The sequence below is a fragment of the bacterium genome (genome assembly GCA_030647555.1).
GTDB lineage: Bacteria > Patescibacteriota > Andersenbacteria > UBA10190 > CAIZMI01 > CAIZMI01.
The window spans coordinates 122020-135913 of sequence record JAUSJG010000008.1; the positions used below are offsets into that span (position 1 = coordinate 122020).

Sequence of the window (13894 nt, forward strand, 5' to 3'; positions counted from 1 at the left end):
GACTGACGTAAATACCCTATCCATCTTATGCTCACTACATCTCTGACTGTGAGCGGTTACCACCACCATGTTTGGCAGAGAGCTCGCGTAATTTGACAATATTAACAAGAGGGTAATAATAAAGGTAGAATTGTTATTAACATAAACAAATGAAACTAAATATTTTAAGATTCGTGATTAAAGCCGTCGTCGTTTTTTTTGTCGTGGTTTTGGTTGGTGGTGGTGCGTATTTGGCAAAACAGTTTATTCGTCAAGCCGGGGCCGCGGCAATAACCGTATCGGCGTTCAGTGTAAGCTCGTCGGTGGCATCCGCGCAGAATGTCACCTATACTTATACGTTTACCACAGCCGCGCAGTTGCTCGGCGTTGATTCCGACTATGTGACACTGGGCTTGCAGAGAGATTGGGGAACTTCGGTGAATTTTTGCAATGCCACCGTCGTTAGTATTGTGAATGGATCCAGCGAAGACATTTCCGGCCAATTCGGCGCGATCCAAACAAATCCGAACAATTGCGATAATGTTAACTTGCCCGTCAGTGGCACGATTTCCGCCTCGACGCAAATTACCGCGCAACTTAGCGGAGTGACGAATCCGAGTGTCGAAGGAGCTTATTGGCCATACGTTGCGGATTCCAAAAATAATCAAGCAACGACGGCGACGGCTCCACACCAACCAATCGGAACACCGATGTTAAAAGTGAAGGTTGTCCAGCCAGATGGTTCAACGGCTTCGGCCAACTCTAATGTTTGGATTCATACGTCAAATTACACGGCGAGCGGGGGAAAAAACACCGGCATTGATGGCAAAGCTTATATATTCGCGAGCGACATTTACGGGGCGCAAGGAGAATCGCGTAATGGAACTTATATAATCGAAGCATTCGCGCCGGACGGCAGTACTTATTCCAATGCCGTTTCAGTAAGCAACGTGGCGCTTACGGAGGGTTCCACCGTTGATTATACCCAGGCGCCTTTGGGAGCGGTCGCGCTGACGCGGGTGCAAATTACGGGGACGGTAAAAGTGCCGGCCGGTTGCACAAATTGCGTGGCGGCGGCCGGAAGCGCGGTGGCTGACGCGTCGGTGAATCTGATGGACGCGTCCTTCAATCCGCAACGCTCAAAATACACGCAAACCAACGCCAACGGCGTCTTTCGTTTTGGCGGTTTAGTGGCGGGTTCGTATCGGTTGGAGGTTCGTCTGCCATTTAGTTCCGCGAATTATTTGGGTTTAAACGAGCCGAGCGCGATTGAATTTACCGTCAACGAAAACGGTTCGGTTACTTACGGAGAAATCACTACGGCAGCGGCGAGTTTACCGCATAATTTGGGCAATGTCGAATACGCCTTGGCCACAAAGACGATCTCCGGTACGGTTACTAAAGACGGGGTGGCGCTTTCCGGCGCGTCAATACGTGCGTTCAAAATGATGGGTTCGGGGATGGCGCAAACAACAACGGCGGGAAACGGAACATATTCGTTGCAGGTGGGCGGTGGCGCGTGGATGCTGATGCCGGACGTAAACTATATGGCCAATTTTAATGGCGACCCTAATGATGACGTAACGGCGGACTGGATTTATTGCGATAAATCCAAAAGCGTGTCTTTTGCCACTGGCAATACGGTGGAAAGTTCGACCGGTAATAATTTCGATGTCAAAGGGACGGCCGCGACGATCACCGGCCGTGTTACTTATCCGAACGGCAGTCCGGTGTCGGGCAACGCTTCCGTGGATCTTTTTTCCAAAGATGGTTGCAGTTCCTACGCTTCGGTAAATTGGCAAACGGGTGCGTTTTCGGTGGCGGTGCCGTCCGGCACGTATAATGTGAAAGTTAACACGTGGGATCAAAGTTACGGAACGCCTGCTACACAGACAATCACGGTGACGTCGGGAACCAACGCTTTAGGCGATCTTGCTTTGGTGGAAAAAGCGGCGCGGATTACAGGAATGGTTTGGGCGGATGCTAACGGCAATAATTCATATGATGCCGGCGAGGGTGTTGGCAATATGCGTGTTGAAGCGTTTAAAATGGGACGGAAGTTTGACGAATCGTCCGGCGGAATGGGCGGGTCGATGGGCGGTGGGGACTGGGCGAATACGAATTCTTCCGCCACCGAGGCGACGAAAGGGCAATTTACCTTAAATGTCACTAGGGGTACGTGGGTAGTGAATGTGATGGCGGATAGGGGAATGATGGGTGGCGGATATTCGCAAAGTTCGACGAATTATATTTATAGCGGTGCGCCGACGACGGTGAATATCACTTCCGATAGCGCGTCCAGCGCGAATAATAATTTTAAAATGTCAATTGCCGACGCGACAATCACCGGACGCGTGGTTGCGGCGGGCACCGAAACGGTTGTGTCTAATTTGTGGGGTTATGCTTTCGCGGAGTCTAATTCCGCGTATAACGCGGGGCCGATGATGGGCGCGGGAATGGGCAGTCCTATTTCTAATGGCACATTTACTATTAAGGTGCCGGCCGGTACATACCGCGTCGGCGTGGATTTTCCGACGGACTCCGCCGGTTACACGCCGGCTAATATGACAACTGTGACGGCAGTTTCCGGACAAAATACCAATGTAGACGTTTCCGTGCAACCGAATAATGCTACGGTGCGCGTGCGATTTAAAGATGGCAACGGAAATCTAGTTACGAATTTAAGTTTCGCGGAAGTGTTTATGGATAATGGTAATGGTGGCCATGTTTGGAAAATGTTTAATTCTGCTAATTTGACTACCGGTTATGTCGATGTTGTAGTGGCCGCGGGAACATGGCGGGTCGGTTACCATATTGATCCGGCGAGCAATAATTATATGAGTATTCCTAACACGGAAAACAACGTGACGGCCGTGGCAAACACAACAGTAACTAAAGACGTTGTTTTGCGCTCCGCGGATTCCACGGTTTCCGGTACGGTCTATAACCCGAGCGGTTCACCGCTCGCTGGCGTATGGGTGTCGGTGGATAACCGCAAGTCGTCTTCTTTCCAACCGGGTATTGGGCCGATGTTCTCCGAGGGGAAGATGACCGGTTCTGATGGCACATATTCGTTAAATATGCCCGCAGGTACTTATAAAATTGCCGCTTTTTTCCCACCCGAGGCGATGGTAGGCGGTACGACCGTTAATTATTTGAATCCGCAGGCCACGGAGGTGACGATTTCTGCCTCTGTCCCGACGACCACCAATTTCACCTTCGGCCGGGCGAACGCCACTATTTCCGGCGCGATTACTTTGAATGGTGCCAATCAAGGCGGTTTTGTGACGGCTTATTCCAGTTCCGGTCGTTACAACGAAGTTGTTAGCGGAAATGGGAGTTACAGCCTAAACGTAACGAGCGGAGAAACGTGGTACGTGAGAGCGATGTATGAAACCGGTAATTCATTTTATCTTTCCGACGTTTATGAAGTGGATTTGAGCGGAACAACTACGGCGACGCAAAATTTGGCATTGGCGGCCGCTTCCTTTACTGTTCCCGATGCCGTGTCTGCCACATTTAATTGCGCCAATGCGAAAAAGCTGTCTTTGTCAAACGGAATGGAAGTTTCTATTCCCGCAAACACGATTGTTCCTTCTTCGGTGGATACTTGCGATTCGTCCAATTCGTCCAGCAATATCACGTTAACGGTCACCCCCACGGCGCAAATGTCTTTGCAAGATAATTCGGTGCCGATTGGCGTGGGTTATGAAATTAGCGCGTTGGATTCCAACGGCGCGGAAATCACCGGAACGTTCAGTAATTCCGTGACGATCACGATTCCCTATACGGACGCGCAAATTTTGGCTTCGATGGGAGGAAGTTTGTCCGCGGAATCACTGTTGGGCAACGGTTACTGGGATACGTCTACGTCTACGTGGCGAACCGTCGACGGGCAAGTGTTAGATACGGAAAATAATACTTTAACCATTACCACGGATCACTTCACGCTTTATGGCGTGTTGGCTTCAACCAACCCATCCACGACGCGACAGACTTCGACATCGTCGTCAACTTCGGGTAGTAGTGGCGGCGGATCGGACGGAGGTTCTGTTGTGGAAAAGTTTGTGCGACCCGGACAGAGATTTTCATTGACGGTAACGCCAAGCGTTTTGAAAGGAATAGAATACATCACGGCAAACGTGTTTGGTAAAAAATACACGTTAAAAAAGTCCGGAAAAAAATATTTTGTCGTCCTTACTGCTCCGCAAAAAAGCGCGCGTTATAATGCCGCGATCGTGACGCGTTTCGCTAAATATTCAACTGACGAAAAACGAGTGATGGTGGTGTCGGGTAAGTTGGTTAAAGCAAGCGTGCAACCAAAGTCGACGCCGGTTTTGGACACTATGGCTCCCTTGTCGGCAAAAAAGAACTCGGTGTCAAAGAAAATTTCTTCGTTGTTTAAAAAACAAAGCACTTTCGTTGCCACGCCAAGCCCGTCAAATGGATCTTCGGAAACAGCTGTCACGGAACCGGTGATTGTCGCGCCAATTATTGCGTCGACAAATTCGCCGGAGGCGGAAATAAAGACGGAAAATAAAATTCAATCCGTAAAGGTGCCGTGGTATCGCAAAATATTGCAGTGGTTTTATTGAAAACCGCTTTGTTTATGGATGGGGGGGTAAAAGGGTCAAAACTTGACTTAGTGACGTAAAAAGTATATATTTAGGTTATTATACTAACCTAAATAGCATATATGTCGGTTACTAGACACATTCAAAAGGCGATAGAGGGGGCTTTGTTTCAAGGTAAAATAGTTGTAATTTACGGTGCCAGGCAGGTTGGAAAAACAACCTTAGTGAGAGAGATTATGTCAAAGCATGAGGGGGCTTTGTATTTGAATTGTGATGAACCGGATGTTCGAAATGCTTTAATTGACAAAACCTCTACTGAACTCAAGTCTTTTATCGGTTCCCGAAAACTTGTTGTGATTGACGAAGCGCAACGGGTTAAAAATATCGGGCTGACTCTGAAGCTTATTGTCGATACTTTTCCGGAGATCCAAGTGATTGCCACGGGGTCGTCTTCTTTTGAGTTGTCCGGAAAGATTTCCGAGCCCTTAACCGGTCGAAAAACAGAGTTCTTTCTTTATCCTTTTTCTGTGGAAGAACTATTTCAAATCCATTCTCCGGTCGAGGTTGGCAGATTACTTGAGGAGCAACTTGTTTTTGGGATGTACCCGGGGGTTGTTTTTGCGGGGCCCGATCGTGAAAAAATTGTGAGAGAGTTGGCGACAAGTTATTCTTATAAAGACGTGCTTGCTTATCAGGATATTCGGAACCCGGAACTTTTGGAGAAACTTTTGCAGGCATTGGCGCTTCAGGTTGGCAATGAGGTTTCTTTTTCCGGGCTGGCGCAAATAGTTGGTGCCAATAAGGTTACGGTGGAAAGCTATATTCGGATTTTAGAACAAGCTTATATCATTTTTCGCGTTGGTCCGTTTTCGCGAAATTTACGAAACGAATTGAAGAAGAAACGCAAGATTTATTTTTATGATCTTGGTTTACGGAATGCTTTAATTAATAATCTTAACCCGATTTCACTGCGTTCGGATGTCGGCGCATTGTGGGAAAATTATATGATGAGTGAAAGATTAAAGCGAAACAATAATCATGGGATTTCCGCGAATACATATTTTTGGCGGACCAGTACGGGCAAAGAAATTGATTATATTGAGGACGTGGGTGGTGTTTTGTCCGGTTTTGAGTTTAAGTGGCAAAAAAGTAATTTTACTAAGCCAAAAGAATTTTTAACGGCTTATCCCAACAGTACGATTGAGTTGATAAACAAGGATAATTATTTGGAATTTCTGCGGTAGGGTTTCTGAAATTTGCAAGAGGAGTGGGTTTGTACAATTATTGTGTAGTGCTAAAATATAATTATGATTGTGGATATGTTGTTGAGGGTGTTGGGGGAGAATCCTAGCCAATACACTCAGAGTATTGATAAGTGGATAGCCCTGGAAACAATTATTACTGATAAAATATTTTTTGTTTTACCATACGTGTTGTTTGTCGTTTGTTGGTTGTGGGTAATAAAGGACAAAAGAAATGGAAAAGTTATTTCAAAGAGAAGAATTGTAAAGGTGTTATTTATTAGTGTCTTGTTGTTGTTGGTTGGATTCAGTATTCCTGGAATATATGATGGAATTTTATTGGCCGGTGGAATTGATAGTGCATACTCAATCCCTACGCCGGAAAGTTATGAACCATACGTGGAACCGGATTCAGTTTTAGGTTTTTCTGTTTCTCCAAACGTGACATTTGAAATTATTGATCCTGATGGAAAGATTTTATCGCGTGAGAAGAACGAGCTCGGGGAAGACAACGCCAATTTTGATGATGATCCTTCTGACCCTGACGATATTATTCTCGTTACCATTCGTAATCCAAAAGTGGGGAAGTATACGCTCAAGCTAACCGGTAATACCGCCGGTGATTATTATGTTGATTCAACTTATGTTAATGACAATGGGGTGTTTGATGATGAAAATACGGGCACCATTAAAAAAGAAGAAGAAAAGACGCTTGAGGCCACGGTTTCGGAAACTGCCGGCGTGGATTTACCTGCAAACGAAACCGATAAAGGTTCGAATGATATAACCGTGACGGACGATAATAATACAACGGAAAATAAAACCGGTGATTCATCCGGACCCAATACTGCTAAAATAAAAACTGGAACCGTGCTGGGGACGGCGACGGTGCGGGTGAAATTGAGTTAGACGATTTTATCTGTTCGACAACGACTTGAACGGGAGATTGCCGCGCCTCCGCCAAACGGGCGGATGGCTCCAGCCTTCGCCGAGGCTACGGCCGGCAGGCGCAAAGACGGCGGATTAACAAAAAAAGATTTTAATTTATTGGTTGGGCCGGTTAATGAAATGCTTTTACGGGCGCGGGCTTATGAAACTGCCCTGGCAAATAAAAAAACAAAAACAGCTGTAAGTTTGCTTGTTAAAATTAAAGAAGATTTTCAGGATTTTGCGAATAAGGTCGAGAAATTAATTGCCACTGGGAAATTAAATCAACAAACAGTGAATGTTCTGACGGCCTTGGTGCAACGATTGGGGAACGCGGGATTGCGGTGAGGACGACGGAATCCATCCCCGCCCCTCGAAGCGAGGTTCGCCTCGATGGGCGACATCCCTTGAATCCCCACGTCACACAAGGTTATGTGGGGCGCTGAAAGGGAAGGAATACTACGGCGAAAACTTTATTGATACCAATCAGGGTCGGACCCTATTGCTTTGTGCGACGGCGCGGATTTATGCTTTCCGTCTGTTGGCGGGGCTAGTTTTTTGGAGGTGTGTTATAATTTTAATTATGAAGAAAAAGATCGGGAAAAATAAAAATTTGTTAATTTATCAAGCGAAAAACGGCGCCATTGAGTTGCGTGGTGATTTTTCACGAGAAACAATTTGGGCGACGCAGGCACAGATCGCATCGATTTTTGACGTAACACCACAGAACGTCACTATTCATTTGCGCAATATCTTCAAAGATGATGAGTTAGAAGAAAAAGCAACTTGTAAGGATTCCTTACAAGTTCAAAAAGAGGGTGGTAGAGAAATTGAGCGTACGGTAAAGCTGTATAATCTCGATGTAATTATCGCTGTTGGTTATAGAATCAATTCTCTTGTAGGTACAAAATTCCGCCAATGGGCCACAAAAACACTGCGAAGCTACGTTGTTGACGGTTTCGTAATTAATAAAACGCGTATTGCAAAAAATTATTCGCATTTTTTGAGTGTTGTTGATAGTTTAAAAGGGCTTCTTCCTGTCGATACCGATATAAAAGCCGGTGATGCTGTTGAACTGGTATCGCTTTTTGCGGACACGTGGTTGTCACTCGATGCTTATGATAGAGAAGAATTACCGAAAGGAAAACTGACCAAAAAGAAAGTTGCGTTAACGATTGAAAAAATATCCGTTAGTCTTGCAGGGTTTAGAAAAGGATTGATCGATAAATCAAGTGCCATGGAAATGTTCGGAGTGGAAAGAAATAGCGGTGCCGTGGCAAGTATTATCGGAAATGTTATGCAAACTTTTGGGGGGCGCGAACTGTACGCAAGTGTGGAAGAAAAAGCCGCGCATTTGCTGTATTTTATGGTGAAGAACCATCCGTTCACCGATGGTAATAAAAGAAATGGTGCTTTTGCGTTTGTGTGGTATTTAAGGCAAGCAAACATCCTGGATGTTTCAAAAATTACACCGTCGGCGTTAACGGCTTTAACAATTCTCGTGGCTAGCAGTGATCCAAAAGAAAAAGATAAGGTGGTGGCCTTGATTTTGAATTTGATTACGCGAAAATAGAAAAACTTGTTTTGATAATGCGGTAAAATGATATTCGAATAGATGCCAATCAGGGTCCGGCTCTGGCTGAAGCCTGTGAGGATCCTAAACGATTTACGCAACGATTGGCGCGGGCGGGATTGCGGTGACGACGACGAAACCTATCCCCGCCTTCCCTTGAATAAGGGAAGGAATCGCAACGACGCTGATTCCCGTCTTCAGGCGAGCCGTCGCATGCGAGCCTCGCTCTGAAGAGCGGGGCTCGCCCCGATGGGCGGCCTGCTTCCCGTCTGTTGGCGGAGCAGGAATGATACTTCTTGTTTTATTGGGTGTCCGTCTTAGTTTCTTCTATTCTTGAGGAAATTATCGAACTGATTTTGATTAATGATGGTGATGGCAGATAATTTTTTACTAATGTGAATATTACAATTGTATAGGTCATGTCTCCTATGATTGTGTTTTTCAAAAATGGAAGGGCGTTGATGTAGCAATATATTAAACCGGCGAAAGTTGGTTGGTACATTCCCGACGTTAACCAGACGACAAAATTTGTGATGACGTAAAAAAGCAGGGAACTGGCCAGAGCTACCGCCGGGATTTTCCAGAAACCACGCTTGCGGAGGAATGTTCCAAGTAATGTTGCTATGGCGAATGAACCATAGACGGCCAACGTGATGGGCCACGGGCTAAACCCGATGAAGAAGTCGGAAATTGCCATTGCAACGAGCGGTAGAATTAGTGATTTTGGAAATTTGTACATTGTGCCACTAAGTAGGGCGACGGCCGCGATGGGGGCCAAATTTGGCGCGTGGGGGATAAGACGGGCCAGAACGGCTAAGGTGATGAGGCCGATTGGTAGGATAAGTGGTAATATTTTTTTAAGCATAGGGTTGATGATAATGGTTAGGTTAAGATTTTGGAAGGACGGTAACGACTGAATCCCTCCCAGCCTCCCTTTGAATAAAGGGAGGAGACGACTCGTAAAGACTGGTGATTAAAACATTGGGCGGAGTTTACCAATTAGTCTGGTAAGTGCGACACCGATGCCAATGTTGGTGAAACTTAATCCCAGCATGAAAGCGCTATTATTTTCTTTCTGTTTTTGGGCGGGCTGAACCGGTGTGGGCGCAACAGTGGTACTCGGTGTTGGGGTGGCGATAATTTCCGCACCAGCAACACGGCCTGTTTTTGATGAATTATTTTTACGCGTTAGAGGCGCGGTGGCGGGTATAATTGTTGGTGTGGCGTTGACGTTTATAATTGGGTTGATAATTTTTGGAGAAGCGGATGGTGTCGTAGCTGGAGTGGGACTTGGTGATGCAACAGTGTTGCTTGTTGTGACGCGAAGTTTTGTGACTGGTAATGGTGTATACAATAACGCCGGAATTGCGTAAGCCGTCATAAATGCCGAGACGTCATCTTTTGTTTTCCACCCAAAACCGCCGTTGGAATTTTGGTAAGAAACTAACGCGGTGATTGGATTTTTGTTTGATTTATTCCAATCTGTCGGATCTTCGTTCAAGGCGATGATCGCTTGGATTCCCCAAGCGGTAGTGGCGGAATTTTCTCCGAAGCCACCGTTACTGTCCTGGTTGTCTTTTAAATATTTTTTTGCTTTGTCAATATTATTATCAATGTTTACATCGCCGTCGTTTTGTTTATAACGTCTTAATGCTTGAATAGTCGCGGCTGTCAGATCGATGTTTTCCCAACCTCCGTTGCTGTTTTGTTTTTTTAATAATGTGGATATGGAATCGTTTAGATAACTGGAATTTGCCGGTTCGTCCGCGGCAAGCAAAGCGAGGATGCCAAAAATATCATCATTTAATAAAGTTGTTTCTCCGAATTGATTGTCGTGATATTTGGTTTTGAGAAGTTGTACATAATCTATGCCTTGATAATTGCGTGGATTTTGGCCGGTGGCGCGGAGCGCGAGGATTAATCTTTCGATGTCTGTGGCCGATTCCGGTTTTGTTTTTAATAAAGAAGAAAGCAACGACGCCCCATCTCTTTTAATTGTCTCTCCGCGGTCTTCGTTGGCACCAAAAGCGATCGCGCTCCAGATTGAAGTTGTAATTCCTTCTATGCTTCCGTCATTTTCTTGGTGGTCGCGTAAAAAGGTTAACGCTTTTTTTGCTGTAGCAATGCGATCAATTGTTTCTGGGGACGGCGTGGGCGTAGGTGATGGCGTTGGACTTGGGGTGCTTGTGGGTGACGGGGTGGGTGAAGGTGTCTCGGTTGGGGTTGGCTGAGGACCGGCCTCGGCAATCAACGTATGGGTGCTACGTACAAAACCCTCGCCATCCGCCCACATATCATTGCTTGTGTCGGAAAGGGTCGCTGTCAATGTTCCGCTTTCCGGAATAATAAGCGAGAGTTTATTAATATGGAGAGTGGCTCCTACAGCGGGTTCCCATGTGCCGTGCCAAACATAGTTTGCGTCGGTTGTGCCGGTGCGTTTTTCTATTTTTATTGTTATTGGTTGGCCGACTTTTGCATCACTAGGAATAGTGACGCGCAGAGGAACTCCCGGATAACTGGAATAAGCGAGAAGGATATTGTCGTTCGCGTTTGGGGCGTATGAATCAAGGCCCATGCTCGCAGAATCGTCATTAAGCCAAAAACCCCAGGATTTTGAGAAATCAGTTGGCGTATCGTCCGTGCCAATCTTGGTTAGGAATAAGCCAAAACCATAATCTTGAAAAGAGTAATCAAAATGATTTTTATTGGCTGCTTCAAGAACACCACACGCGGCCGATTTTGCGTATATATGTTCTTTGCCTGCTGAATCGGTAATGACGCACGCGTCGATTGAAACTGGTCCGTCGAAATAGGTTTGGGTACTGCCTTCAATACGGAGGTTAAAAGTGGTTTGTGCGTTAGTCGGAGATGCCAAAAAAGCGATAAAGGATAAATAGAGGATTATTAAAGGAGAAAAACGGCGCATATTTTAGAGTGTCGTGTTTTCGAATTTCCACGTGATTGTGTCGCCTGGCAAAACTGTTGCGGTGGATGCACCAACGGCAGAGCGAACGTTGTTTACATAAAGTGTCCAGTATTTCTGATTTTTCGTGTCATTGGAAATATTATTAATTCCTTCGATTAATAATCCAAGCGGTGCCCCGTAATCTTTGGTCTTTAAAATTAAGCCTTGTTGTTGAGCAAGTTTCATTGCCTCGATTACTGTGATCTTTTTTGACGCCGTTATTTTATAAGAAAAATTATTAGTTGGTCCCTGAAAGTTTAGGGTGATGATTTGACCGGCTGGTATCGGGGTTGTGCTTGGTTTTGTGGTAACAGCAATTGCCGGTGGTTCAATGCTTGAAGCGGGTGTAGGAGTTGCGATTAGCTCTATTTTGTCTGCAACGCTAGGAGTTGGTGTGGACTGAATTTTAGAACTTTCTTGTTTGTGCCAAATTCTTGTCGCGAGAAACAGGGCTAACGGAATTAATATTATGAGCGTGATAAGTTCAATACTTAGAGCGCGAAAACGGTTTTGTTGTTGGGGCATATTGTTCGATTAATAAAAAAATACCGTTCTTTCGAACAGAATTTAGTAATGTATTTGGACACAAATACATTCTTTTCCTGCTCGGGAGAAATTGATCTAGCTAAGGACCGGACTTCCCAGGACAAACCTGGGTATACCGTTGCGGCACAGCGCGGGATTTTCACCCGCTTCACTTAAATAGACTTTGAGTTTTTAAACTACAAAACTAGTTTAACGAGAGTTGGGGAAGTCGTCAAACGAGTTGCGATTTAAACATTGAATATTGGAAATTATTTGAAAATTGAAAATTTGGGGGCTTATGTAATCGAACACACTAAAAATCAGACAAGAATAATATTTAGAGAGTGCTGTTTGTTATTTTTCCAGTGGCTTATTGTTGATTTTTTTGAAGGCAAAAATGCCGAATTCGCTATAGACCATTTCATAGGCTTTGTCTTCTTTATATCGATCGATGTATTCGGTCATTTCGCCTTTATGTAATGGCCAGGTGTTAAATTGGTCGCTTAATACTACCCATTGTGGTTGCTTTGGTAATGGGTCGGGGAAATTGTAGATATATTGGCGGGTACTTAATTGAGGAACGAGCCCGCTGGCGGCCGAAACCGATTTGTTTTTTGGAATCATTTCTTTAACGATATCAAGGGCACCGGCGGCAAGGCGGGGTTGGTAACGTGTTTCGGTGAATTCGGGACGACCAAGTTGGTGAAGTGGTAGATCACTGTCTTTCCAGGAAGAATAATAAGTGCCGGTTAAAAGTCCGACACAGATTAAAACTATCGCCAAAAATTTAATATAGATATTTGTTGAAAAATGCTTGAGTACTTTTAAAATGTTTGATGCGCCGAGAATTGTTGAGTAACAAAGAATACTGGCCAGGCTGGCGTTGTAGTGAAAATCTAAGAGATGGCGTTGATATTCCGGACTCAAAAAGCGCGCGACCAGATTTGGTGCCGTCATCAAGTAGGCCACTGGGCTTAATAATGGCAGATAGCCGTATGATTGAAGCAGGTGGCGGAATGTGTTGCGGTTTACTTGAGTGGCAAAGATTTCTTTTACAAGATTAATCGGATGCGAGATAAGCCATATTGCCAAATGTAATGGTCCTTTTTCTGATCCGGCGGCGTCAAAATAGGTGAGGGCACCGCCACCGGGTGTCCATTTTGGCATTATTACGTATGTGACGGCGAAGAAATAGATGAGGGAAATAATGATAAGAATAAAGGCGGGGGTGGAGATTTTGTTGAAAAAATCTCGCGGGTGGACCACCCATCGCTCTCTTGAGCTACGGAGTGGCGCGGCGGGGACGTCCGCCCCTACGTTATTACGTTTCGTAAAAACGACGCGATTTATGTATCGATATATCGATACAATTATTTTTTTCAGGAAACCTGTTTCAAATAAAATAATATAAATGCCAAACATTACATAAAATAAGGCCGCGTCTTCGCGGGAAATTAAGCCCAAAATAACGGTGAACCAAAACAAAGTATGTTTTTTGAAATACCAGGCATAAAAAGACCACGCTAAAATTGCAGACGTTAGGACATTGGCGTGAAAATCAAAATTCAAAGCGTATTGAATGCCAAAAAACAGTAGGTATGAAAAAAGAATGCTCAAAGAAAATAAAATATTTTTAATTTTATCTTGGGCAATTTTATATAGTGCCCAGCCGGCGGTTGTGATCGCAATCGCTTGTATCATGATTAGCATTCGCGGATCCTGCCAAAGCGCGAAGATTGGTGCCAATAAAAGCATAATGAAGTGGGCGTGATCGCCCCAGGCCACCTGACCTTTTAGGGTGTTGAAGGGTGGGATATTGCCGTTGTTGATGTTGTAGAGGATTTGGGTGTAGGTGCCCAGGTCCACGCCGTTATGGAGGTGGATTTCGTTGGTGATTCCGAGTCGAATATATTGGATGGTGAAAAACCCGATTAGAATCCAAGGCAACCAAGGCAAAATATGTTTTCCAATATTAACCGCGATAACGCGTATTTTAATCATTATGGTAATGGTAGCAAGGGAGTAGGCGATTATCAATCAGGGGTCGTCCCTTTTTTCAAAAAAGGGACGACCCCTGATAAAAACAACGAAAATGTTGTATAATTCCTTA

The 13894-nt window shown here is 45.1% G+C and carries 9 protein-coding genes and 1 riboswitch; of the genes, 5 read left to right on the top strand and 4 right to left on the bottom strand.

Going from position 1 to position 13894, the window contains the following annotated elements:
- The first annotated feature begins 149 nt into the window (after positions 1 to 149).
- The 5 genes from Q7S57_02660 to Q7S57_02680 all read left to right on the top strand — a co-directional run bounded on the left by Q7S57_02660 (position 150) and on the right by Q7S57_02680 (position 8294).
- Positions 150 to 4574: a carboxypeptidase regulatory-like domain-containing protein gene (locus tag Q7S57_02660; GenBank protein ID MDO8512149.1), complete on the top strand. Its 4425-nt coding sequence runs from the start codon at positions 150 to 152 to the stop codon at positions 4572 to 4574.
- A 101-nt stretch (positions 4575 to 4675) separates the two neighbouring features.
- Complete coding sequence (locus Q7S57_02665; protein MDO8512150.1) at positions 4676 to 5797, top strand: ATP-binding protein; 1122 nt, start codon at positions 4676 to 4678, stop codon at positions 5795 to 5797.
- A 63-nt stretch (positions 5798 to 5860) separates the two neighbouring features.
- Positions 5861 to 6703, top strand: coding sequence for a hypothetical protein (locus Q7S57_02670; protein ID MDO8512151.1), 843 nt, complete (start codon positions 5861 to 5863; stop codon positions 6701 to 6703).
- A gap of 63 nt (positions 6704 to 6766) precedes the next feature.
- Positions 6767 to 7069, top strand: coding sequence for a hypothetical protein (locus Q7S57_02675; protein MDO8512152.1), 303 nt, complete (start codon positions 6767 to 6769; stop codon positions 7067 to 7069).
- Between the two features lie 235 nt (positions 7070 to 7304).
- Complete coding sequence (locus Q7S57_02680) at positions 7305 to 8294, top strand: virulence protein RhuM/Fic/DOC family protein (protein ID MDO8512153.1); 990 nt, start codon at positions 7305 to 7307, stop codon at positions 8292 to 8294.
- Positions 8295 to 8595: 301 nt separating this feature from the next.
- On the opposite strand, the gene Q7S57_02685 is transcribed toward Q7S57_02680, so the two are convergent.
- From Q7S57_02685 to Q7S57_02700, 4 genes are all read right to left on the bottom strand, one after another.
- On the bottom strand, positions 8596 to 9159 hold the full coding sequence (locus tag Q7S57_02685) for a hypothetical protein (protein ID MDO8512154.1): 564 nt from the start codon (positions 9157 to 9159) through the stop codon (positions 8596 to 8598).
- 108 nt (positions 9160 to 9267) lie between these two features.
- Complete coding sequence (locus Q7S57_02690) at positions 9268 to 11220, bottom strand: prenyltransferase/squalene oxidase repeat-containing protein (protein MDO8512155.1); 1953 nt, start codon at positions 11218 to 11220, stop codon at positions 9268 to 9270.
- Between the two features lie 3 nt (positions 11221 to 11223).
- Positions 11224 to 11784, bottom strand: coding sequence for a DUF4430 domain-containing protein (locus tag Q7S57_02695; protein ID MDO8512156.1), 561 nt, complete (start codon positions 11782 to 11784; stop codon positions 11224 to 11226).
- Positions 11785 to 11864: 80 nt separating this feature from the next.
- Positions 11865 to 12001, bottom strand: a riboswitch (cobalamin riboswitch).
- A gap of 137 nt (positions 12002 to 12138) precedes the next feature.
- On the bottom strand, positions 12139 to 13785 hold the full coding sequence (locus Q7S57_02700) for a DUF2079 domain-containing protein (protein MDO8512157.1): 1647 nt from the start codon (positions 13783 to 13785) through the stop codon (positions 12139 to 12141).
- Positions 13786 to 13894: the final 109 nt, after the last annotated feature.

What these genes read in the sequence shown, in the direction of transcription:
- Q7S57_02685 (MDO8512154.1), bottom strand. Translation starts at nt 9,159, where the DNA reads ATGCTTAAAAAAATATTACCACTTATCCTACCAATCGGCCTCATCACC.
- Q7S57_02680 (MDO8512153.1), top strand. Translation starts at nt 7,305, where the DNA reads ATGAAGAAAAAGATCGGGAAAAATAAAAATTTGTTAATTTATCAAGCG.
- Q7S57_02690 (MDO8512155.1), bottom strand. Translation starts at nt 11,220, where the DNA reads ATGCGCCGTTTTTCTCCTTTAATAATCCTCTATTTATCCTTTATCGCT.
- Q7S57_02675 (MDO8512152.1), top strand. Translation starts at nt 6,767, where the DNA reads ATGGCTCCAGCCTTCGCCGAGGCTACGGCCGGCAGGCGCAAAGACGGC.
- Q7S57_02695 (MDO8512156.1), bottom strand. Translation starts at nt 11,784, where the DNA reads ATGCCCCAACAACAAAACCGTTTTCGCGCTCTAAGTATTGAACTTATC.
- Q7S57_02660 (MDO8512149.1), top strand. Translation starts at nt 150, where the DNA reads ATGAAACTAAATATTTTAAGATTCGTGATTAAAGCCGTCGTCGTTTTT.
- Q7S57_02700 (MDO8512157.1), bottom strand. Translation starts at nt 13,785, where the DNA reads ATGATTAAAATACGCGTTATCGCGGTTAATATTGGAAAACATATTTTG.
- Q7S57_02670 (MDO8512151.1), top strand. Translation starts at nt 5,861, where the DNA reads ATGATTGTGGATATGTTGTTGAGGGTGTTGGGGGAGAATCCTAGCCAA.
- Q7S57_02665 (MDO8512150.1), top strand. Translation starts at nt 4,676, where the DNA reads ATGTCGGTTACTAGACACATTCAAAAGGCGATAGAGGGGGCTTTGTTT.